The sequence below is a fragment of the Pseudomonas sp. NBRC 111139 genome, from assembly GCF_001753955.1.
Taxonomy (GTDB): Bacteria; Pseudomonadota; Gammaproteobacteria; order Pseudomonadales; family Pseudomonadaceae; genus Aquipseudomonas; species Aquipseudomonas alloputida.
The window spans coordinates 111,905-133,891 of the sequence record NZ_BCBP01000025.1 but is presented as its reverse complement, the minus strand read 5'-3'; the positions used below and the strand labels follow the sequence as shown (position 1 = coordinate 133,891).

21 protein-coding genes are annotated in these 21,987 nt (G+C 62.9%); 4 read left to right on the top strand and 17 right to left on the bottom strand.

Features of this window, described 5'->3' with window-relative positions; all coding sequences use genetic code 11:
• Together BJQ17_RS09125 and BJQ17_RS09120 are read right to left on the bottom strand one after the other, a co-directional pair.
• Positions 1-926: EAL domain-containing protein (locus BJQ17_RS09125; protein ID WP_070095923.1), on the bottom strand; the 926-nt coding region annotated here is incomplete at its 3' end.
• A gap of 117 nt (positions 927-1,043) precedes the next feature.
• Complete coding sequence (locus BJQ17_RS09120; protein ID WP_003252543.1) at positions 1,044-3,125, bottom strand: carboxy terminal-processing peptidase; 2,082 nt, start codon at positions 3,123-3,125, stop codon at positions 1,044-1,046.
• A 139-nt stretch (positions 3,126-3,264) separates the two neighbouring features.
• On the opposite strand from BJQ17_RS09120, the gene BJQ17_RS09115 reads away from it, so the two are divergent.
• Positions 3,265-4,227 (top strand): NAD(P)H-quinone oxidoreductase, encoded by a 963-nt coding sequence (locus tag BJQ17_RS09115; RefSeq protein ID WP_003252545.1) that lies wholly within the window; start codon positions 3,265-3,267, stop codon positions 4,225-4,227.
• Positions 4,228-4,346: 119 nt separating this feature from the next.
• On the opposite strand, the gene BJQ17_RS09110 is transcribed toward BJQ17_RS09115, so the two are convergent.
• From BJQ17_RS09110 to BJQ17_RS09085, 6 genes are all read right to left on the bottom strand, one after another.
• A complete protein-coding gene (locus BJQ17_RS09110; protein ID WP_003252546.1) occupies positions 4,347-5,000 on the bottom strand; it encodes an HAD family phosphatase in 654 nt (217 codons plus the stop codon).
• Between the two features lie 14 nt (positions 5,001-5,014).
• Positions 5,015-6,004, bottom strand: coding sequence for an ABC transporter ATP-binding protein (locus BJQ17_RS09105; protein WP_003252548.1), 990 nt, complete (start codon positions 6,002-6,004; stop codon positions 5,015-5,017).
• A gap of 1 nt (position 6,005) precedes the next feature.
• Entirely contained in the window at positions 6,006-6,800 is a 795-nt protein-coding gene (locus BJQ17_RS09100; RefSeq protein WP_003252553.1) for an ABC transporter permease, read from the bottom strand.
• Positions 6,790-7,617, bottom strand: coding sequence for an ABC transporter permease subunit (locus tag BJQ17_RS09095; protein ID WP_012053417.1), 828 nt, complete (start codon positions 7,615-7,617; stop codon positions 6,790-6,792). The genes BJQ17_RS09100 and BJQ17_RS09095 overlap by 11 nt, the downstream gene beginning before the upstream one ends.
• Before the next feature lie 8 nt (positions 7,618-7,625).
• Positions 7,626-8,432, bottom strand: coding sequence for an alkaline phosphatase family protein (locus tag BJQ17_RS09090; RefSeq protein WP_003252558.1), 807 nt, complete (start codon positions 8,430-8,432; stop codon positions 7,626-7,628).
• A gap of 129 nt (positions 8,433-8,561) precedes the next feature.
• Positions 8,562-9,626 (bottom strand): ABC transporter substrate-binding protein, encoded by a 1,065-nt coding sequence (locus BJQ17_RS09085; protein ID WP_003252561.1) that lies wholly within the window; start codon positions 9,624-9,626, stop codon positions 8,562-8,564.
• A gap of 327 nt (positions 9,627-9,953) precedes the next feature.
• Between BJQ17_RS09085 and BJQ17_RS09080 the strand changes: the two genes are divergently transcribed.
• Positions 9,954-10,667 (top strand): UTRA domain-containing protein, encoded by a 714-nt coding sequence (locus BJQ17_RS09080; RefSeq protein ID WP_003252562.1) that lies wholly within the window; start codon positions 9,954-9,956, stop codon positions 10,665-10,667.
• Between the two features lie 31 nt (positions 10,668-10,698).
• Here the strand turns inward: BJQ17_RS09080 and BJQ17_RS09075 are convergent, their stop codons facing one another.
• From BJQ17_RS09075 to minC, 7 genes are all read right to left on the bottom strand, one after another.
• Complete coding sequence (locus BJQ17_RS09075) at positions 10,699-12,846, bottom strand: mechanosensitive ion channel family protein (protein ID WP_003252564.1); 2,148 nt, start codon at positions 12,844-12,846, stop codon at positions 10,699-10,701.
• 44 nt (positions 12,847-12,890) lie between these two features.
• The gene (locus tag BJQ17_RS31595; protein WP_003252566.1) at positions 12,891-13,058 is read right to left on the bottom strand and encodes a hypothetical protein; all 168 of its coding nucleotides are present in this window, start codon (positions 13,056-13,058) and stop codon (positions 12,891-12,893) included.
• A 140-nt stretch (positions 13,059-13,198) separates the two neighbouring features.
• The gene (locus tag BJQ17_RS09070) at positions 13,199-14,488 is read right to left on the bottom strand and encodes a M18 family aminopeptidase (protein ID WP_003252567.1); all 1,290 of its coding nucleotides are present in this window, start codon (positions 14,486-14,488) and stop codon (positions 13,199-13,201) included.
• A gap of 169 nt (positions 14,489-14,657) precedes the next feature.
• Positions 14,658-15,293 carry an RluA family pseudouridine synthase gene (locus BJQ17_RS09065; protein ID WP_070095922.1) on the bottom strand — a complete coding sequence of 212 codons (636 nt, stop codon included), beginning with the start codon at positions 15,291-15,293 and terminating at the stop codon, positions 14,658-14,660.
• Between the two features lie 151 nt (positions 15,294-15,444).
• Positions 15,445-15,699: a cell division topological specificity factor MinE gene (gene minE, locus BJQ17_RS09060; RefSeq protein WP_003252572.1), complete on the bottom strand. Its 255-nt coding sequence runs from the start codon at positions 15,697-15,699 to the stop codon at positions 15,445-15,447.
• Positions 15,700-15,702: 3 nt separating this feature from the next.
• On the bottom strand, positions 15,703-16,515 hold the full coding sequence (gene minD / locus BJQ17_RS09055) for a septum site-determining protein MinD (RefSeq protein ID WP_003252574.1): 813 nt from the start codon (positions 16,513-16,515) through the stop codon (positions 15,703-15,705).
• 109 nt (positions 16,516-16,624) lie between these two features.
• A complete protein-coding gene (gene minC / locus BJQ17_RS09050; RefSeq protein WP_060539004.1) occupies positions 16,625-17,386 on the bottom strand; it encodes a septum site-determining protein MinC in 762 nt (253 codons plus the stop codon).
• 111 nt (positions 17,387-17,497) lie between these two features.
• Here minC and BJQ17_RS09045 point away from each other — a divergent pair, with 111 nt between their 5' ends.
• A complete protein-coding gene (locus tag BJQ17_RS09045; RefSeq protein WP_070095921.1) occupies positions 17,498-18,433 on the top strand; it encodes a lipid A biosynthesis lauroyl acyltransferase in 936 nt (311 codons plus the stop codon).
• A 145-nt stretch (positions 18,434-18,578) separates the two neighbouring features.
• On the top strand, positions 18,579-19,727 hold the full coding sequence (locus BJQ17_RS09040; protein ID WP_004575812.1) for a patatin-like phospholipase family protein: 1,149 nt from the start codon (positions 18,579-18,581) through the stop codon (positions 19,725-19,727).
• An 87-nt stretch (positions 19,728-19,814) separates the two neighbouring features.
• On the opposite strand, the gene BJQ17_RS09035 is transcribed toward BJQ17_RS09040, so the two are convergent.
• Both BJQ17_RS09035 and BJQ17_RS09030 read right to left on the bottom strand, forming a co-directional pair.
• Positions 19,815-20,561, bottom strand: a complete 747-nt coding sequence (locus BJQ17_RS09035) for a VacJ family lipoprotein (RefSeq protein ID WP_050543061.1) — start codon at positions 20,559-20,561, stop codon at positions 19,815-19,817.
• Between the two features lie 73 nt (positions 20,562-20,634).
• Positions 20,635-21,933, bottom strand: coding sequence for a serine protein kinase PrkA (locus tag BJQ17_RS09030; RefSeq protein WP_003252583.1), 1,299 nt, complete (start codon positions 21,931-21,933; stop codon positions 20,635-20,637).
• Between the last annotated feature and the right edge of the window lie 54 nt (positions 21,934-21,987).

Here is a 21,987-nt window from a genome sequence, read left to right as displayed (position 1 = left end):
GAGGCCGGCACAGGCAGCGCATCCCTGTGAATCAACCCGCACCCCCTGCCATCGGCATCCACCACTTCCAATGCCTCCAGGTGCTGGTATCGGCCAAACAGCTCCAGCAGCTGCCCGATCGTGGCATTCAAGTGCACTGTCGGTTGTTCAGCCAGTGGCACCTGCGTCAGTGCTGGTAAAAGCCCGCTGTCGCGTACCCCCATCTCCTGTGGCCGCCCTAGCAAATAACCCTGCACCAGGTCCACGCCCATCTCCACCAGCACCGCCAGCTCTTCCGCCAACTCGATGCCCTCGGCAATCACCTGTGCCTTCGATGCCCGGGCAATCTGCAAGATAGAGCCTACAAACTCGCGCTTGAGCGGGTCACGGTGGATGCCGTCGATGAAATGCCGGTCGATCTTCACGTATTCGGGGCGCAGCTCCGACCACAGGCGCAGGCTGGAATAGCCCGCGCCCAGGTCGTCGAGGGCAATCGAGAAGCCCATGTCGCGATAGTGGTGCAGGGCATTGGACAGCAGCTGGAAGTCGTCGGTGGGCGTGTGCTCGGTCAACTCGATCACCACCCGGTTGGGCGGCAGGCCAACCTGTTCGAGCAGTTTCAGGGTCAGGCCAGAGGGGTAGTGCGGCTCCAGCAGCGATTCGGGTGAGATGTTGAGAAACAGTTTGCCCTGCAGTTGCTGCTCGCTGAAGCGTCGGCAGGCGCTTTCTCGGCAAGCGGCTTCCAACTCGGTCAGGCGGCCGGCCTGGCGGGCGATGGTGAACAGGTTGAGCGGCGCATGCAGCGGGCTATTGGATGGGCCACGGCTCAGCGCCTCATGGCCAAACACCCTATGTTCACTCAGGCACATGATTGGCTGGAACAGACTGTGAATACGGCGTTGAGCCAGGATGGCACTCAAGGCACTGAGCTGTTCGGCAACGGTCATGATGGATTCCTGAAAAATGAGGGCCGGGCATCTGCATGCCCGGCCCTCATATTTCACGACAGCGCGATGACTGTTTGATGACAGGTCGCATTATTCTGCCATCATTGCTGAGGTGCCTTACTTCTTGGCCACCTTGGTGCTGGCACTGAGGTAGTCGATCAGGATGCGACCGGTTTCCGCGAGGTAAGCGTCGTCTTCCGGCTTGGTGTTTTCATCCTCGACCGGCAGTGCATCTTCGTCCTCTTTCTTCAGCTCTTTCAGCGGCTCTTCACCCTTGGCCTTGCGGCGGGTGTTTTCCAGCGCCAGTTGCTTGGCCTCGATGCTGTCGTGGCGTGCACGGCGTTCCTGCTCGTTGAGGCTGACGGTTTTTTCGTTCATCAGCTTCTGGGTGAGGGCCAGGCGGTCGCGGATGTAGGTGAACTCGGCATCCTTGTCGCTGCGCGCCTCATGCTGCGCCTTGAGCTGGGCCAGGAACGGCCTGAACGGATCGGCCGCAGGCTTGACCACCGGGCGGATGGTGTCCCACGGCATGGCCTCTGGCAGGGCGCTCTCGCCGATTTCCTTGGTGTCGATGATCGAGGGGTAGTCGATGTCCGGCAGCACCCCCTGATGCTGGGTACTCTGCCCGGAAACCCGGTAGAACTTGGCCAGGGTCAGCTTCAGCTCGCCATGGTTGAGCGGCTGGATGGTCTGCACGGTGCCTTTGCCGAAGGTCTGGCCACCGATGATCAGCGCGCGGTGGTAGTCCTGCATGGCACCGGCGAAGATCTCCGATGCCGAAGCCGACAGGCGGTTGACCAGCAGTGCCAGCGGGCCCTTGTAGAAGGCCCCCGGGTTTTCGTCTTCCAGCACGTCGACGCGGCCGTCGCTGTTGCGTACCAGCACGGTCGGGCCTTTCTCGATGAACAGGCTGGTCAGCTCGGTGGCTTCCTGCAGCGAGCCGCCGCCGTTGTTGCGCAGGTCGATGACCACGCCGTCGACTTTCTCTTTCTGCAGTTCGGTGAGCAGCTTCTTCACGTCACGCGTGGTGCTCTTGTACTCCGGGTCGCCAGCGCGGTAGGCCTTGAAGTCCAGGTAGAAGGCCGGGATCTCGATGATGCCCAACTTGTAGTCACGCCCGTCCTGCTTGAGCTTGAGCACCGACTTCTTCGCCGCCTGTTCTTCAAGCTTCACCGCTTCACGGGTGATCGACACAATCTTGCTGGTCTGGTCGCTAGGCGCATTGCTGGCCGGGATGATTTCCAGGCGCACCACCGAGCCTTTCGGGCCGCGGATCAGCTTGACCACTTCGTCCAGGCGCCAGCCCACCACGTCGACCATTTCCTTGTTGCCCTGGGCCACGCCGATGATCTTGTCAGCCGGGGCCACCTGCTTGGTCTTGGCTGCCGGGCCTGCTGGCACCAGGCGCACGATCTTGACCTGGTCGTTGTCGCTTTGCAGCACTGCACCAATGCCTTCGAGCGACAGGCTCATGTTGATGTCGAAGTTTTCGGCGTTGTCCGGCGACAGGTAGTTGGTGTGTGGGTCGTAGGACTGGGCAAAGGTGTTGATGTAGGCCTGGAAGATGTCCTCGGCACGGGTCTGGTCCAGGCGCGCGAGCTGGTTCTTGTAGCGCTTGATCAGGGTTTCCTGGATCTGCTTGGGTTCCTTGCCGGCGATCTTCTGGCGCAGCACTTCGTCTTTCACGCGTTTGCGCCACAAGTCATCGAGCTCGGCCTGGTTCTTCATCCACGGCGCATCCTTGCGATCGATCAGCAAGGTTTCGTTGGTGGTGAAGTCAATCTTGTCCACGCCCTTGTTCAGCTCGGCAAGGGCGAAGTCCAGGCGTTGCTTGACGCGGTCGAGGTAGCGTTTGTAGATGGTGAAGCCCGGGTCCAGGTTGCCGCTCTTGAGGAAATCGTCGAATTGCGTTTTCCATTTATCGAATTCGGCAATGTCGGCAGCGGTGAAGTAGCTGCGCGCCGGGTCCAGCAGCTTGATGTAGCTGTCGTAGATAATGGCCGAACGGGCATCGTCCAGGGGCGGCTTGCTGTAGTGGTGGCGCTTGAGCAATTCCACCACGTTGAGGCTGGCGACGATCTCGTCGCGGTCGGGCTGCAGGCTGTCCCACTTGTTGGCGGCCGCCGCATTGCCGCCGAGCGTGAGGCTGCCCAGGCCGATCATCACAGCCAGTGCGGTGCTTGGAAGGAAATGCTTCATGCTGATTCGACGTGGAGGCAATTGATCACGCATAGTAGGCCGTCTTTTCCGTTGCCGGTTCCATGGAGCCGGGCAAATACTGCAAAAGGCCTGAGGTAAGCGACCTCAGGCCCAGTCATGATTCAACTATGGAGGCACTGTGAAGGCATTGCAAGGCGTTGACGGACATGTGGAGTGGGTCGAGGCCGAACGCCCGACCTGTGACGCGGGCCAAGTGCGCATTCGCGTGGCCGCTGCGGGGCTGAACCGCGCCGACCTGCTGCAGATGAAAGGGTTGTACCCGCCACCACCAGGTGCCAGCCCATACATGGGGCTGGAGTGTTCCGGGGTGGTTGAAGAAGTGGGGGCTGGTGCCGCCTGGCGCGTGGGTGACCGCGTTTGCGCCCTGCTGGCCAGTGGCGCCATGGCCGAGGAAGTGGTGGTCGACGCCCGTCATGTACTGCCGGTGCCCGAGGGCCTTGGCCTGCATGAAGCAGCAGCGTTGCCGGAGGTGTATGCCACCGCCTGGCTGAACATCTTCCAGCTCGGTGCAGTGAAGGCTGGCGAGAAGGTGCTGGTGCACGCCGGCGCCAGTGGCGTTGGCTCGGCCGCCATCCAGCTGTGCAAGGCGTTCGGCAGCCCGGTATGGGTCAGCGTCGGTTCGCAGGACCGCCTGGCCTACTGCCAGGCGCTGGGCGCTGCGGGGGGTGTGGTACGTAACGAGAACCTGGACGCGCTGGAAGGTTTCGGCCCGTTCGATGTGATTCTCGACCCGGTCGGCGCTGGCTACGGTGAGCTGAACCTCAAGCTGCTGGCCCGTGACGGGCGCTGGGTGATCATCGGCCTGATGGGCGGACGCAAGTTTGAACTGGACCTGGCCCAGGTGCTGGGCAAGCGTTTGGAAATTACCGGCTCCACCCTGCGCAACCGTGATGACGGCTTCAAGGCCGAGTTGCTGCGCGAACTGCAGCAGCAAGTATGGCCGCTGTTCGCCGAGGGGCGGTTGTCGCCGCAGCTGGTCGATACCTACCCGGTGGAGTTTGCCCAGGCGGCGTATGCCGAGCTGGAGACCAACCAGGTGTCGGGCAAGCTGGTGATGGTGATCGACCCTAGCCTGGTGTAAGCAGGCCTGGCCCGTTCGCGGGTAAACCCGCTCCTACATCGGGATCGCCATAATTTGAACACTGTGCGATGTAGGAGCGGGTTTACCCGCGAAGGGGCCGGCACAGCCCACAAAGACCTTCAGCTCCAGCTCAGAATCGGCCACCCATTGATCTCGGCATGCTCGCGCAACACCGCATCCGGGTTCACCACATGCGGGTGATCCACTCTCAACAACAACGGCAAGTCATTCCTCGAATCGGAATAGAAACTCGCGCCCTCCAGGTTCTCCTGCTCCTGATCCAGCCATTCCAGCAACCGCGTGATCTTGCCCTCACGATAGGTCAGCACCCCGTGGGTCTTGCCGGTGTACACCCCGTTCACTGCCTCCAGCTCGATGGCCAGGTATTCATCCACGCCCAGTCTCGCGGCAATCGGCCCGACCAGGTGCGTCCCCGAAGCGGAAATGATCAGGATGCGATCCCCACGCTTGCGGTGCTCGGCAATGCAGCGGCAGGCGTCACCGTAGATGATCGGCTCGATCACTTCTTCGACCCACGGTGCCACCAGGTGCTCGACTTCTTCCAGGGTACGCCCGGCAATCGGTTCCAGGCTGAAGGCCATGTAGTCCTCCATCTGCAGGTGGCCCCTGCCATAGGCTTCCATCAGTTCATGGTCGCGGCGCAGGAAATCCTTGCCGTCGACCCAGCCCAGCCGGGCCATCTGCTCGCTCCACAGTGATGCGCAGTCGCCGTGGATCAGGGTTTCATCCAGATCGAAAATTGCCAGTGCCATTGTGTTGAGTCTCCTTAAGCCACTTCCCGCAGCGCAGTGGGGTCGATCGACACGCTTACCCGTTTTCCGTCCGCATGCAAGTCGGCCGGCGAGCGGTTGAGCACATCGACCACCAGCTCCACGTCGCGCACCCGCACCCGGTAGCGGATCACGTTGCCCAGCAGGCTGTGGCTGCGCACCTCGGCGTCCAGCTCGCCGTGCACGCCTAGGGTGATTGACTCTGGGCGGATCGCCAGGCGGCTGGCCACCGGGCGCTGCAGCAGGCGGCTGGCGCTGTCGGCGTCGAGCAGGTTGTAGTTGCCGATGAAGCCGGCGGCAAACAGGTCCACGGGGGCGGTGTAGAGGGTTTCGGCATCGCCGCTCTGGACGATGCGCCCCTGGTTCATCAGGAAGATGCGGTCGGACATGGTCAGCGCTTCCTCCTGATCGTGAGTGACGAATATGGTGGTCAGCCCCAGTTCGCGCTGGATGGCGCGAATCTGCTCGCGCAGGTGCTTGCGGATACGCGCATCCAGCGCCGACAACGGTTCGTCGAGCAGCAGCAGGCGCGGGCGGGTGACCAGTGAGCGTGCCAGGGCCACGCGCTGGCACTGGCCACCGGAAAGCTGGTGCGGGTAGCGCCCGGCGAACTTGCCCAGCTCCACCAACTCCAGCACCTCGCGTACCCGCAGCTGGCTTTCATCGGCCTTGACCTTCTGCATGCGCAGGCCGAAGGCGACATTCTGCTCCACGGTCATGTTAGGGAACAGCGCGTAGCTCTGGAACACCATGCCGATGCCACGCTTTTGCGGGCTTAGCGGCACGATGTCGTGGCCGTCGAGCAGTATCTGCCCGCTGTCCACCGAGGTCAGCCCGGCAATGCAGCGCAGCAGGGTGGACTTGCCGCAGCCGGACGGGCCGAGCAGGGTGACGAATTCGCCGCGTTCGATGTGGCAGTCGATGCGCTCGAACACCGGGCTGCCGGCGTAGCTTTTCTGCAGTTTCTGTACGCTGACGAAGCTCATGTCAGGTCTTGTCCTTGTTCAGGCGGTTGGCGACCCAGGTCAGTACCAGCACGAAGGCGAAGTAGGAGATGACCAGCGCGCTGTTGAAGTGGCCGCTGCTGTTGCGCATGTTGTTCAGGTACACCTGCAGGGTCTCGTAGCGGGTGCCGACCAGCAGATTGGCAAACACGAATTCGCCGAACAGGAATGAGAACGACAGCAGCACTGCCACCATCAGGCCCTGGCGCAGGTTCGGCAGCACCACCAGCAGTGCGGCCTGCCAGGTGCTGGCGCCGAGCAACTGCGCAGCGTCCATCAGGTCGCGCAGGTTGATGGCCTGCAGGTTGTTGGTGATGGCCCGGTACATGAACGGCAGGGCGATGGTGAAGTAGCAGCCGATCAGGATCCACGGTGTGCCGACCATGGCCATCGGCCCGCTGCCATACAGCTGCAGCAGCCCCACCGACGACACCACCGGCGGGACCGCGAATGGCAGCAGGATGAGGATGTTCATCAGCGCGTCGAGCCGCGGGAAGTGGTAATGCACCACGAACAGCAGTGGCAAGATCAGCACCACCGACAGCAGCAGTGCGCCTACGCACACCAGCAGCGACTGGCCGAACGCGGCAAGGAAACGCGGCTCGCTCCACAGCGCCGCATACCACTTCAGGGTCAGGCCACTGGGCAGCAGGCTCGCCGACCAGCTGGTGGCCAGCGAGTAGAGCAGGGTGCCGGCCAGGGGCAGCAGCAGGATCAGGAACAGCAGGTAGACCACGAGGCGGTGGTACCAGCCGCCGGAACGAATGTCAGCGCGCATGGTAGCTCCTTTTCAGCAGCCATTGATGCACCACCGTGACCAGCGTCATCAGCCCCACCAGCACCATCGCCAGGGCGCTGGCCAGGTTCGGATCGAGGCTGATGTCGCCCGCCACCAGGCCGGCGATGCGGATTGGCAGTACGTTGAAGTTGCCGGTGGTCAGTGCGTACACGGTGGCGTAGGCGCCGAGGGCGTTGGCCAGCAGGATGACGAAGGTGCCCAGCAGTGCCGGGGCCAGCACCGGCAGGCCGATGTGTCGCCAGTACTGCCAGTGGTTGGCGCCCAGCAGCGCGGCTGACTCGCGCCAGTCTTCGCGCAGGGCGTCGAAGGCGGGGTACAGCAGCAATACGCCCAGCGGGATCTGGAAGTAGGTGTACACCAGGATCAACCCGCTTTTGGAATAGATACTGAAGTCTTCCAGCAGGCCGACCTGCTTCAGCAGCAGCGTCAGCGCGCCGTTGAAGCCAAGCAGGATGATGAAGGCAAAGGCCAGCGGTACGCCGGCAAAGTTGCTGGTCATGTTGGCGAAGGCGCTGACGAAGTCGCGCAGCTTCGAGTCCACCTGGCGCAGCGAGTAGGCGCCGAGGGTAGCGATGACGATGCCGAACACGCTCGACCAGAAGCTGATTTCAAGGCTGCGTTGCAACGCCTGCAGGTAGAACTTGGAGGCGAACACCTTGCTGAAGTTGTCGATGCCCCAGCCGGCCTCTGATTGCAGGCTGTTGATCGCCACCCAGGCCAGCGGGGCGACCTGGAAAATGACGAAGAACACGGCGAACGGCAGCAGGCAGAGCAGGGCCAGGTAGCGGCCACGCATGCCGCCATTCACTTCAGCAACTCCCGGCAAACCGTCTTGTCGTGCGCGGCGCCCAGCAGCTCGCAGATGGTGCCGCACAGTTCGGTTTGCAGCGGCTTGGCGGCCGGGTCCAGGCTGAAGGCGTCGCCGAAGACGAACAGCGGCACTTCACGTTCTTCAGCCAGCAGGCCGTTGTGCGAGCGGTCGTTGTTCATGCCGTGGTCGGCGGTGACCAATACCTGGTAGCCCTCTTCGAGCCAGCCGGGCAGATAGTCGGCCAGCAGGATGTCGACGCTGCGCGCAGCGTTGCGATACTGGCTGCTGTCCAGGCCGTGGCGGTGACCCACGTCGTCAACGCTCATCGGGTGCACCAGCAGGAAGTTGGGGGCGTGGCGGCGGCGCAGGTACTCGCCATCGGCCAGAAGGTGCGAATCGGGGTAGCGGTCGTCCCAGTAGAACAGCCCGTGCTGGATCGGCAGCTTCGGCGCGTGGGTGTGGCGGTCACGCTGCGGGTCGAAGGGCGAGCGGTTGTACAGCTCGCTCATCCAGTGATAAGCCGCCGCCGCGGTGCCCAGGTTGGCCTCGCGGGCGTAGTGAAACACGCTGCGTTGGTTGGACAGGCGGTTAATGTTGTTGTGCACGATGCCGCTGTCGATCGGCGGCACGCCGGTGAGGATGCATTCGTACAGCGGCCGCGACAGCGAGGGCAGCTCGCATTCCACGCGGTACAGCGCGGCGCGATCTGCTTCGACGTAGGCGTGCAGGTGGCCCATCGCATGGTGGGCGACCTGGTAGTTGAGGCCGTCAAGCAGGACCAGGATGACGTTGTGTTGCATGTTTTCTCCAGTCATGAACCGCGTTGGCACCTTCGCGGGTAAACCCGCTCCTACATGTATCGCGTATCCCTGTGTAGGAGCGGGTTTACCCGCGAAAGGGCCGGATCAGGCACTACAAAGCCCAGCCCCTTACTCCATCTCGATGATCACCTGCTCCTGCCACATCTGCGGCAGTTTCTTCGAGGTGGCTTCCCAGGCTTCGGCATTCTTGATCGGCTGGGCGGCACCGTACTGGTCGTTGGGCAGCAGCTTGGCCTGCACATCCGCCGGCAGCTTCAGGTGCTCGGCCCGGATCGGCCGCGCATGGCCCTTGGCCAGGTTGATCTGCCCGGCGTCGCTGAAGATGTATTCACGGGTCAGCTTGGCCGCGTTGGGGTGCTTGGCGTACTTGTTGATGACCGTGGTATAGCCGGAAATCACCGAGCCGTCCGAGGGGATCAGCACTTCAAAACGCTTGGGGTCGATCTGTTCACGGTAGCTCAGGCCGTTGAAGTCCCACACCACGCCAACTTCCACTTCGCCTTTTTCCAGGGTCTGGATGGTCGGGTTGGCCAGTGACAGGCGCTTCTGCTGCGCCAGCTTGGTGAACAGCTGCAGGCCCGGCGCCACGTTGGTTTCGTCACCCTTGTAGGCGATGGCCGCAGCCAGCACACCGTTGGCGGCCTGGGCGGCGGTGCCGACGTCACCGATGGCGACCTTGTACTTGCCTTTTTCCAGGTCATGCCAGGTTTTCGGGCGGTCGCCTTCTTTGACCAGGTCCTTGTTGATGATGAAAGCGATGGTGCCGGTATAGGCCAGCGCCCAGTGGCCGTCCTTGTCCTTGGCCCATTCCGGCACCTGGTCCCAGGTGCTTGGCTTGTAAGGCTGGCTGACGCCCTTGGTCACCGCGATCGGGCCGAAGGCGGCACCCACGTCACCGATGTCGGCGCTGGCGTTGTCCTTCTCGGCTTCGAACTTGGCCAGTTCCTGGGCCGAGCTCATGTCGGTGTCGCTGTGCTTGAGGCCGTACTTGCTGGCCAGGTCTTCCCAGGTGCCTTTCCAGTTTGCCCAGGCGTCGGGCATGCCCACGCTGTTGACAGTGCCTTCCTTGCGGGCGGCGTCTTCCAGGGCCTTGAGGTCAGTGCCGGCGGCCATGGCCGTGGTGCACAACGCGATGGCCGAACCAAGCAGTGACGCCATGAAGAACTTTTTCATCCGAAGCTCCTTTGGGTGGGTGCCTTTGCGATCGTTGTTCTGGGTAAAGCCGTTGCAAGCCTTTGACTGGCACCTTTGGTCTAGGTCAGCAAACCTTGAGCCAAAGTAGGCCGCTTGCGTGACAGTTTGATGTAGGGAGGGGGCCGGCAAGGGCCCTGAAGCTACAGCGTAGACCAGGTAATCGCCCCGGTTCTGCTGGCTTGGCGCGTTTCTGGCAGTGCCTGGCCCAAGCTTTGTCACAGGATGTTCATCAGCCCTGCCTAGGCTTGCACTATTCTCAACCTGCCCTGTGATGGGGCTGGACTAGTCCAGATAGGTAACCTTTCGATGCAGTCGACGCCCCCGCGTGCGGTAACAGCCATCTGCCATGCCCTGCAGGAGCAGATCGAGCATGGCCTGCTGGCGCCGGGCGGCAAGCTGCCGGCCGAGCGGCGGCTCAGCGAGGTGTTCGACACCACGCGCATTACCCTGCGTGAGGCGTTGGTGCAGCTGGAGGCCCAAGGCTTGATCTACCGCGAAGAGCGCCGAGGCTGGTTCGTTGCGCCGCAGCGCTTGACCTACGACCTGATCGAGCGCAGCCACTTCCATGCCATGGTGCGCGATCAGGGGCGGGTGGCCAGTACCGAACTGCTGTCGGCGAGGCTGCAGCCGGCATCGGCGGCCATCTGTGCACGCTTGCAGCTGCCGGCGTTGTCCAGCGTGGTGCGCGTCTGCCGGTTACGGCGGATTGACGGGCGGGCGGTGCTGTATGCCGAGCATTACCTCAATCCCCGGTACTTTCCAGGCATTCTCGAACACGACCTGGCGCAGTCACTGACCGAGATTTATGGGCGGGTGTATGGCATCGAGTACGGGCAGGTGTGCTTCGAGATCCTGCCGACAGCGTTGCCGGTGGAGGCGGCAAGCGCTTTGAAAGTGTCGGCGGGCAGCCCGGGGTTGCACATTACCCGGGTCAACAGCGATCAGCATGGGCACTTGATCGACTGTGACCTCGAGTATTGGCGGCATGATGCGATCCGCATTCGGGCCCAGGCTGGATGAGGTGTTGCCTTCTTCGCGGGTAAACCCGCTCCTACGAGCCGGCCTCTGTCATCCCACCCCCACCGGCTGTCACCACCTGCACCGACAACCGCGGCGTCGCCAGGTCCAGCCCGGCTTCATCCAGCTGCCGCTTCAAGGCCAGGTTGAACGCCCGCGACACCTCCCACTGCTTGATCGGCGCGGTCTTGAACCGCGCCCGCAAGATCGCCGACCCTGACTCGAAGCTCTCCACCCCTTGCAGCTCCAGCGGCGACCAGATATTGCGGCGCATCAGTGGGTCATTGCGCAGCTTCTGCCCCACTTCGCGAACCAGCGTGATCGCCTGGTCGATGTTCATGCTGTGCGGGATTGCCACGCGGAAGATCGCGTAGCCGAACTCCCGCGAGTAGTTCTTGATGCTCTTGATTTCGCTGAACGGGATGGTATGCACAATGCCGTCGATGTCGCGCAGGCGCACGGTACGAATGGTCAACCCTTCCACCGTGCCCAGGTGGCCGCCGACATCCACGTAGTCGTCGATGGCCAGCGAATCTTCGATGATGATGAACAGGCCGGTGATCAGGTCGGCCACCAGCGACTGGGCGCCAAAACCGATGGCCAGGCCGATCACACCGGCACCGGCCAGCAGCGGGGTGACGTTCATGCCCATGTTGGCCAGGGCGACGATGACCGCAATGATGAAGATGACCACGAACATCACGTTGCGGATCAACGGCATCATGGTTTGCGCACGGGCGTTGGCCAGCCCCCGGCGCGAGCGCACCAGGGCATGGTGTACGGCGGTGTCGGCAAGGATCCACACCAGCCAGGCCACGATCAGTGTGCCGGCCAGGCCCAGCAGGCGCAGGCTGATGTCATGGCCATCGCCCTCTGCGAAGCTGATCATCGACACGCCCCACACGCGCAGGCCCAACTCGATGAACACCAGCCAGATGAACAGGTGCACCAGCAGGTAGCCGAAGTTGCGCAGGCGCTCGGTGTACACCGCCTGGCGCTTGCCGGCCCGCTTGGGGTTGGCGGCATGGCGGCGCACCAGGCCGTTGAGCACCATGCACACCACCACCAGCACCGTGCACATCAGCGACTGCCGCAGTGCGGTGCTGGTGTCGCCGGCGGAGACGAAGGTGGCGAACAGCGAAATGGCCACCAGGATCAGCGCCGGAATGAACCAGAAGCTGCCGAGGATCTCGATGGTATCGCTGAGGGTGCGTCGGGTCAGGCGCCGCGACAGTGGCTGGTTGCGGATCAGGTGGGCAATCGGCCTGCGAAAGCGCAGGATGAACAGCCCGGTGCACAGTGCCGCAATCACATTGGCCAGGGTAGCCAGGGCGTGGGCCAGGTGGGTACCGAGGGCAACCAGCATGCGTGGATCGCTCATCGCCTCGCCAAACGCGGCGAAGCTGCCGATCAGCCACAACGGGCGAAACGCCTGGCGCCGCAGGATGTGCAGGGCGCGGTGGCGGTGTGGGCCGTCCAGCAAGGAAAAGGCGATGACGCAAATGGCCGAAAAGCAGGTGCCGACCACCAGTGCGTAGGCCAGCACCATGGCCAGGGATTTGCCCAGCGATGGCGGCAGCACGAAACTCAGGTACACCGTGAACACCAGCGCTACCAGCCAGGGGCCGAGCTTGCGCAAGGCAAAGCGCACCAGGTCCCAGGTACGCGGGTGCTGTGGCAGTTCTTCGCTCAGGCCAAAGCGCAGGCGTACCCGATGGCCGACCCAGTTGAAGGCGTAGGCCAGCACACTCCACACGACAATCACTGCAGCAAAACCGAACAGGATTGGCGGCCACTGGTGCACGGGCACCACCAGCTCGGTCAGTTCGGCCTGGGCTTGTTCGATTTCCGCGGCCCAGCGGTGGAATGGACTGGCATCGCCGCTGAACTGTTTTTCAAAGTCATGCAGGGCACCGCCGATCAGGCCGAGCACGCCCTGTTCAACGCTGGGTTGCGATTGCCGGGTGGCGTCGCGCAGTTTTTTCAGGTCGGCCAGCAGCTTGGCCCGTTGCTGGTCGTTTTCGAGGTTCTTGATCACCTCGTCCAGCGACTTGCCCAGCGGCTCGGTGGCTTCTGGCTGCGCGGGCGCGCTGCCGCCCAGCAGGCCAGGCAAGCCCGCCGCTTGTACCGGGGCGATGAACAGCAAAAGCAACAGGAACAGGTAACGCAGGAGGGCAGGCACTGGCAAATCTACCTCAGGTCAAACGATTGACCGAGTGTAGAGGTTTATGTCGGCAGTTTCTCGAGGATCTTCCAGCAGGTGAGGCCGAAAATACCCAAGGTGCCGACCCACATCATCAGTACACCGATGTTGCGTTCGCGCATGCTGAAGCCGATGGTCAGCAGCATCAGGAACAGGAACACCGGGACGAACAGTGACAGGAACGGGGACATGGACAGCAATCCTTTTGCAGTGGGGCCATGTAACAAGCATAGCGCTTGGCAAGCGAGGCGTGATTGACCTTGAGCATGTGTAAGCAGGCTCGGCCTATTCGCGGCGGTTCGACGCCTCGAATAGGCCGGGCCTGCTTAGATCAAGGCAGTTCGCGGCTACGGTAGAACGCGGTCAGTACCTTCACCAGGTGCGCCAGGTCATGGCTGCCGCACAGCTCGCGAATGGAGTGCATGGCAAAGGTCGGCAAACCGATATCTACCGTGCGCACACCCAGGTGGCTGGCGGTGATCGGCCCGATGGTCGAGCCACAGCCCATGTCGCTGCGCACCACAAAGCTCTGCACCGGGACTTCCTCGGCCATGCACAAGTGGCGGAAGAACCCGGCAGTCTCGCTGTTGGTGGCGTAACGCTGGTTGTTGTTCACTTTGATCACGGGCCCGGCGTTGAGCTTCGGCCCGTGGTTGCCGTCATGCTTGTCGGCATAGTTGGGGTGCACGCCGTGGGCGTTGTCGGCCGATACCATCAGCGAGCGCTGGAGGGTGCGCACATAGGCGTCGCCATCGGGTAGCAGGCGCTGCAGGGTCTGCTCCAGCATCGGGCCATCGGCACCGCAGGCCGAGCAACTGCCGACTTCTTCGTGGTCGTTGCACACCAGCACACAGGTTTCGTCGCTGTCGGCGGCCAGCAGGGCCTGCAAACCGGCGTAGCACGACAGCAGGTTGTCCAGGCGGGCGCCGGCGATGAAGTCGCCATTCAGACCGATCAGCGCGGCGTCCTGCGTGTCATAGAAGCTCAGCTCGTAGTCCAGCACCACGTCGGCGATCAGCTCGTGCTCGCGGGCCAGTTGCTCGGTGAGCAGGGCGCGGAAGTCGATGCGTTCGTCACCGGCCACTTGGGCGAGGATGGGGGGCAGTTCGTTCTGCGGGTTGATCGCCCAGCCTTCGTTGGCGGTGCGGTTCAGGTGGATCGCCAGGTTGGGGATGATCGCGATTGGCAGCTTGAAGTCGATCAGCTGGCTTTCGACCTTGCCGTCACGGCGGTAGGTGACGCGGCCGGCCAGCGACAGGTCGCGGTCGAACCAGGGTGCCAGCAACGCGCCGCCATACACTTCCACGCCCAGTTGCAGGAAGCCCTGGCGCTGCAGCTCGGGCTGAGGCTTGACCCGCAAGCACGGGCTGTCAGTGTGGGCGCCGACCATGCGGATGCCATTGAGCAGCGGCGACTGCTTGCCCAGTTTGATGGCGATGATTGAAGAATCGTTGCGGGTGACGTAGTAGCGGCCGCCAGTCTCGGGGTCCCAACTGTCGCGCTCGTCCAGGCGCTTGTAGCCGGCCGCCTCAAGGCGCTGGACCAGGCTGGCGGTGGCATGGAAGGGCGTGGGGGAGGCCTTGAGAAATTCGATGAGGCCGGTATTCAGTGCGTCGCGCATAGCTCACTCCAGACAGCAGTGGCGCGAGTTTAACGCAGAATGTCGACAATTTGTGTCTGCATCTTCGCGGCTAACGCTGCTACCACAGGTATTACACAGCCCCTGAGCGCCGCGCGGTCCCTGTGGGGGCGGCTTCAGCCGCGAAGAGGCCGGTACAGGCCCTGCGAAATCAGAACGGTGCCGGGCACTCGAACTTCAACCGCTGCCCGGACACCGGGTGGGTAAAGCTCAGCATCGAGGCATGCAGGCACAGCCGCTCATGGGCCGCCAGGGCTTGCGGGTTGGCGTACAGCCGATCACCCAGCAGCGGGTGCCCGATCGACAGCATGTGCACGCGCAGCTGGTGCGAACGCCCGGTAATTGGCGTCAGCTCCACCCGACAGTAATCGCCGCAGCGTTCGACGATACGCCAGAAGGTCAGGGCGTGCTTGCCCTGCTCGTGGTCCACCACATGCCGTGGTTTGGTCGGTGGGTCGTAGCGCAGTGGCAGGTCGATGCTGCCGCTGTCCAGCGTCGGCTGGCCCCAGCACAGTGCGGTGTAGGCTTTTTCGGTTTCACGGTCGTGAAACTGGCGCGACAGCTCGCGGTGGCTGTCGGCATCGCGGGCCAGCAGGATGATGCCGGAGGTTTCCCAGTCCAGACGGTGCACGATCAGCGCATCGGGGTAGCCGTTTTCCTGCAGGCGGGTGATCAGGCAGTCCTTGTTGTCCTCGGCACGGCCAGGTACCGACAGCAGCAGGGTCGGTTTGTTGATCACCAGGATGGCGGCGTCTTCGAAGAGGATCTGGACATTCGACAGCGGCATTGCAGGTCTCACGAAAATAGCAGTAAACGCTGGGGCCGCTTTGCGGCCCTTCGCGGGCAAGCCCGCTCCTACAAAGGATATGCGTTCCCCTGTAGGGGCGGGCTTGCCCGCGAAGGGCTGCAAGGCAGCCCCAAATTGTCGACTACGCGGATCAGCGATCCGGCAGGGTGATGTTCAGCTCCAGAATCGAGCAGCTGCCCTGGTTTTCCAGCTCGATATGCACATCATCGTTGCCGATGTTCACATATTTGCGGATCACTTCCAGCAGTTCTTTCTGCAGCGCGGGCAGGTAGTCCGGTTCGCTGCGTTGGCCGCGCTCGTGCGCCACGATGATCTGTAGACGCTCTTTCGCTACCGACGCGCTGGTCTGTTTCTGTCTGCCACGAAAGAAGTCAAAAAGGTTCATGGTTTATTTGCTCCCGAAAATGCGCTCGAAGAATCCCTTCTTCTGTACATCGATGAAGCGCATCGGCTTCTCTTTGCCCAGCAGGCGGTCGACCGCATCACTGTAGGCCTGGCCGGCATCGCTCTGGTCATCGAGAATGACCGGGATACCTTGGTTGGACGCCTTGAGGACGGCCTGCGATTCCGGGATCACACCCTTGAGCTTGATCGACAGGATTTCTTCCACGTCGGCCACGCTCAGCATTTCGCCTTTGACCACGCGCTCCGGGTGGTAGCGGGTGATCAGCAAATGCTCCTTGATCGGCTCTTCACCGTTTTCGGAGCGGCGCGACTTGCTCGACAGAATGCCCAGCATGCGGTCGGAGTCACGTACCGACGAAACTTCCGGGTTGGTCACCACGATGGCTTCGTCAGCGAAGTACATGGCCAGGTGAGCACCTTTTTCGATACCGGCCGGCGAGTCGCAGATGACGTACTCGAAGTCCTTCTTCAGGTCCATCAGTACCTTTTCCACGCCTTCCTGGGTCAGCGCGTCCTTGTCACGGGTCTGGCTGGCGGCCAGCACGTACAGGTTCTCGAGGCGCTTGTCCTTGATCAGGGCCTGTTGCAGGTTGGCTTCGCCGTTGACCACGTTGACGAAGTCGTACACCACGCGGCGTTCGCAGCCCATGATCAGGTCGAGGTTACGCAGGCCCACGTCGAAGTCGACAATGACGGTCTTGTGGCCGCGCAGTGCGAGGCCGGTACCAATGGCGGCGCTGGTAGTGGTCTTGCCCACACCCCCCTTGCCGGAAGTAACCACGAGAATCTTGGCCAAGGTGTTTCACCCCTAAAAATAGTCGGGACACTTGTCCCTGCAAAAAACTGAAATAGCTAAATAAAGGCAACGGTAAAAAAGTTGCTCTAAAAATGCTGGCAAGTATCCGTTAAAGACGGGTGATGTTCAACACGTCACCAGACAGGCTGACTTGCACGCTGGTCCCCCACAGCGGATCCCGGCGCAGGTCTTCGCAGACTTTGTACTGGCCGGCGATCGAGACCATTTCGGCGGTCATCTGCTGGCAGAAGATACGCGCCTTGGTGTTGCCTTTGATGCCGGCCAGGGCGCGGCCGCGCATGGCGCCGTACACATGGATGTTGCCATCGGCCAGAAGTTCCGCACCTGGGCTGACCGAACCCGTCACAACCAGATCACCGCCCTGAGCATAGATCTGTTGGCCGCCGCGTACTGGCGAAGTAATGATGCGGGTCGGGCGCACCTCGGGTTCGGGGGCAGGTGCTGGCGCCGGGGCCGGCTCGGGCTTTTTGACCACCTCGGGCTCGGGCTCCAGCGGCCGTTCGCGGGCCCCCGACGGCGGCAGCACCGGCAGGTCGATGGCGATGGCGGCGGCGATGTCCTCGATGCGGTTGGCACGGATGGCCAGGGTACGCAGGCCGTGGTGTCGGCAGATCCGCATCAAGCCGGGCAGGTCGATTGCCCCTTCGTCGGCCGGCAGCTTGTCCAGCGCCAGCACCAGCGGTGTATTGCTGAAGAAGTTCGGGGCCTGGGCGACTTTGGCCGCCAATTGGCGGTCGAGGGCTTCAAGGTCATTGCGCGCCAGTTCCAGTACCGTAATGGCGAGCATGCTGCCCTTGAGCTGGAACACGGAGGCGGTGTCGGGTGTGTGGTTTGGGCTCATGGTCTGCATAGACGGCTTGTTGCGAAAAAAGTGCCCTGACTTATAACGAGAACACCGGTTGCCCGCAACATGCGCTGATCCGTTGTAGAATGCGCGGCCTTTGTCTTTCCGGATGCTTCAATGGAACGCCCGCGTTTTCGTCCCTATTACCTTCACCCCAAGTTCTGGGGCCTGTGGCTGGGCCTGGGCCTGCTGTGGCTGGTGGTCCAGTTGCCGTACCGGGTGCTGCTGAAGATCGGTGCCGCGCTGGGCGCCGTCATGTATCGCTTTGCCGGTGAACGTCGGCGCATCGCCGCGCGCAACCTGGAGCTGTGCTTCCCGGAGCTGTCGGTCGACGAACGGCAGCGTTTGCTCAAGGCCAACTTCGCCTCTACCGGCATCGCCTTCTTCGAAATGGCCATGAGCTGGTGGTGGCCCAAGGCCAGGCTGGCGCGCCTGGCCCATATCGAGGGCCTTGAGCACCTGCAGGCCGCCCAGCAGGCGGGGCAGGGTGCGATCCTCATGGCGGTGCACTTCACTACCCTTGAAATCGGCGCCGCGCTGCTCGGCCAGCAGCACACCATCGACGGCATGTACCGCGAACACGGCAATGCACTGTTCGACTTCATCCAGCGCAGCGGCCGCGAGCGTCACAACCTTGATTCGCTGGCGGTGGAGCGCGAGGACGTGCGTGGCATGCTCAAACTGCTGCGTTCGGGCCGGGCGATCTGGTACGCACCGGACCAGGACTACGGCGCCAAACAGAGCATCTTCGTACCGTTGTTTGGCATCCCCGCAGCGACGGTCACCGCTACCACCAAGTTTGCCCGGCTGGGCAAGGCGCAGGTGATTCCGTTCACCCAGAAGCGCCTGGAGGATGGCAGCGGCTATCGTCTGGTCATCCACCCGCCGCTGACGCACTTCCCCGGCGAGAGCGAGGAAGCCGACTGCCTGCGCATCAACCAGTGGGTTGAACGTGTGTTGCGCGAGTGCCCCGAGCAATACCTTTGGGCGCACCGGCGGTTCAAGTCGCGGCCCGAAGGGGCGCCGCGGCTGTATGACAAGAAAAAGCGCTGAACCTTGTAAGCAGGCCTGGCCTCTTCGCGGGTAAACCCGCTCCTGCAGGATTACCACGGGTTCTGCATATTGCGGGGCCCTGTGGGAGCGGGTTCACCCGCGAAGAGGCCGGGCATGAAAGCACCTTGACCCCAGGAAGGACGCCATGGCTCCACCCCCGGTAACCGGTCTCATCCTTTCTGGCGGCGGCGCCCGCGCTGCCTACCAGGTCGGCGTGCTGGCGGGCATCGCCGAGTTGCTGCCCGCCGGCGCGCACAACCCGTTCCCGGTCATTGTCGGCACCTCCGCCGGGGCCATCAACGCCGTCACCCTGGCCAGTGGTGCCGTGCACTTCAACGAGGCCGTGCAACGGCTCACTGCCTTCTGGCAGAATTTTCGCAGCCATCTGGTCATCCGCAGCGACTGGCCCGGGGTCGTGCGCCAGGCCAGCCGCTTCGTCGGCCACAGCCTGCTGGGGCTGGGCGGCCAGGCCCCCGTGGCGTTGCTCGACAGCAGCCCATTGCGCAGCCTGCTGCAAACGCACCTGAACCTGGATGGCATCGGCCACGCCTTGGCCGCCGAGCAACTGCGCGCCGTGGCGGTGACCGCCTTTGGCTACGAGTCTGGCCAGGCGGTGACCTTCTACCAGGGCCGCGGCACCATCGAGGCCTGGCTGCGCCATCGGCGTATCGGCGTACCCGCACCGTTGACCATCGACCACTTGCTGGCCAGTGCGGCGATCCCGCTGTTGTTCGCCCCGGTGCAACTGGGCGGCGAGTATTACGGCGACGGTGCAGTGCGCCAGTCGGCGCCGATCAGCCCGGCCTTGCACCTGGGCGCCAGCCGGGTGCTGGTGGTCGGGGTCAGCGGAAACCCGCAGCGGCCAGCGCCACCGGTGCCGCCCCAGCGTGTGTTCAGCGGGCAGCAGCCGAGCCTGGCGCAGATCGGCGGGCACCTGCTCAACAGTACGTTCATTGACAGCCTGGAAGACGATATCGAACTGCTGCAGCGCCTCAACCACTTGAGCGGGCTGTTGCCGGCGCACCTGGATGCCCGGCGCCTGGGGCTGGCACCGATCGACGTGTTGGTGGTGGCGCCCAGCCAGCCGCTGGATGAGATTGCCGCTCGGCACCGCCGCGAGTTGCCGGCGGCGTTACGCCTGTTTTTACGGGGGCCGGGGGCGACGCGCACCAGCGGGGCGGGGGTGTTGAGCTATTTGCTGTTCGAGGCCAGCTATTGCAGTGAACTGATCGAGCTGGGGCGCAAGGATGCCTTGGCCAAGAAGCGCGAGCTTTGCGAATTCCTGGGGATTTGATGTTGCCTGTGCGGGCCCTTTCGCGACAAGGGGTTGCGCCAATACCTGTGTAGGCGCGGGTTCACCCGCGAAAGGGCCGCAGCAGGCTTACTCGGCTATCTGCAACTTGCGCGCCTGGGTATACACATACCGCACCTTTTCATATTCGAACGGCGAATTCAGCTGGCCATAACGGAAGTTGGTGGTGTAGCGCTTGTCCACCACACGCAGGGCGAAGATTTCCGGGTGATCGGTGCTGGCTTCGGCCACGTTCAGGTAGTTGACCGCCTGCTCTCCCGCATAGTCCACCACCAGCCCGGTGGTATCGCGCAGGTTCGATGGGCCTAGCACCGGCAGCATCAGGTACGGCCCATCCGGCACGCCATAGAAGCCCAGGGTCTGGCCAAAGTCCTCGCTCTGGCGCGGCAGGCCCATGCTGGTCGCCGGGTCCCACAGCCCACCCACGCCGATAATCGTGTTGAACATCAGTCGCGCAGTGATTTCTGCCGAGCGCTTGGCTTTGAGCTGCAACACGCTGTTGAACAGGTTCGGCACATCGCCAAGGTTGTTGAAGAAGTTGCTCACCCCTGTGCGCACGAACTTTGGGGTTACATACTGATAGCCACTCACCAGCGGCAGCAGCACCCATTGGTCCAATCGGTAGTTGAAGTGGTAGATGCGCCGGTTGATCGACTCCAGCGGGTCGTACACGTTCAGCGCCTGCAGGGTTGAGCGCTCGAACTCGCGCTGGTCCAGCCCCGGGTTGAATTTCAGCTCACGCAGCGGGTCGAGGAAGCCATCGGCTTCGGGCGCCAGTGGCGCGGTGCCGATCACCTGCGGGTCGGCCTCGACCACGCTGGCTCTGGGTGCGGTTTCGGCGGCCAGGGTGTGGCCAGCGGCAAGCAGGGCAGTGGCGAAGAGGAGTTTGTTAACCACGGAAGAACTCCAGCATGGCGTCACTGTTGACGCGGTAGTTGAGGTTGCCGCAATGGCCGCCATGGGGGTAGAGGGTCAGCCGTTCACCGAACACCTTGCGCAGGAAGCCAATGTCGCCCGGGCCGAGAATGACGTCGTCGGCGTTGTGCATCACAGCGATCTTGTCACTGCTGCGCAGGTAGTCTTCCAGGGCATACAGGCTGACCTGGTTGACCAACTGCAGGATGCTGTTGCCGTCGGTGCGGGCGCGCCACATCGGAATCACCTGCTCGGTCATGTAGCAGTCGAAGTCGCACTGCAGGGCGCGCTTGAAGAACGGTGTCAGGCTGCTGCCTTCGGTGATCGGGAACTTCGGCGGAATGATCAGGCCACGGCGGTTGATCAGGTCGGAAGTGAAGGCGATGTCGGCTGCCGAGAAGCGGAACGAAGTGCCGATCAGCATGGCCATCTGCTCGTTGGACAGGTGCTGGCGCGACTGCTGGAAGTCGTACAGCAGGGCGTCGTTCAGGTCGATGTAGCCCTTGTCCTGGAAGTAGCGGGTGAGTTTTTCCAGCATCAGCTCGTAGAACGTGGTGCTGCGGTCGATGCCCTTGACCTGGGTTTGCACCAGCTTGTCGAGGTTGTTGATCGAGGTGTAGAGGTTGACCGGTGGGTTGAGCAGCAGCACACGTTTGAAGTTGAAGCTGCGGCGGGTTTCGTCCAGGTGGCTGACGAAGGCGGCGTCGAGCGCACCCAGGCTGTAACCGGTGAGGTAGAAATCACTGACTGGCAGGCGTGGATGCTGGGCGCGCACGGCCTGCATGACCCGGTACATGTCTTCGGCGTCTTCCTGGCTGATGCCGGGGGTAGCAAAGCGCGAGGCTGCACTCATGAAGTCATAGCTGGTGGGCGATGACAGTTGCACCACGTGGAAGCCGGCCTGGTAGAACAGCTTTTTCAGGTATTCATTGATGCTGCTGCTGTAGGGCGCACCGGTGCCGGCGATGATGAAGATCAGCGGCGCTTCGCGATCCTGGCGGGCCAGGCGGTACTTGAGCTTCTTCACTGCCCAGAAGTTGTCGGGCAACGTGAACTCACGTTCCGGGCGCAAGTTCAGGCTGTAGTCGGACTGATTGATGTCATCGTCGCTGGGCAGCTCAGGGCGCTTGTCCGGCGGCGTGGTGGCGATGGTGGCCTCGAACGGGTTGGTAAGAGGGTAGCCATAGCTGGCAGCGTCGATGTCCCGCGCTGAAGCGGCCACAGCCATGAGCAAGCTGCCGAGCAGGGCAGCGAGGCGCAAAGATCGAAGCATGTAATCCCCCAAAAGAACGCAAGGTCGAGCAGTGTGCAGGCTAGGACCACAGCC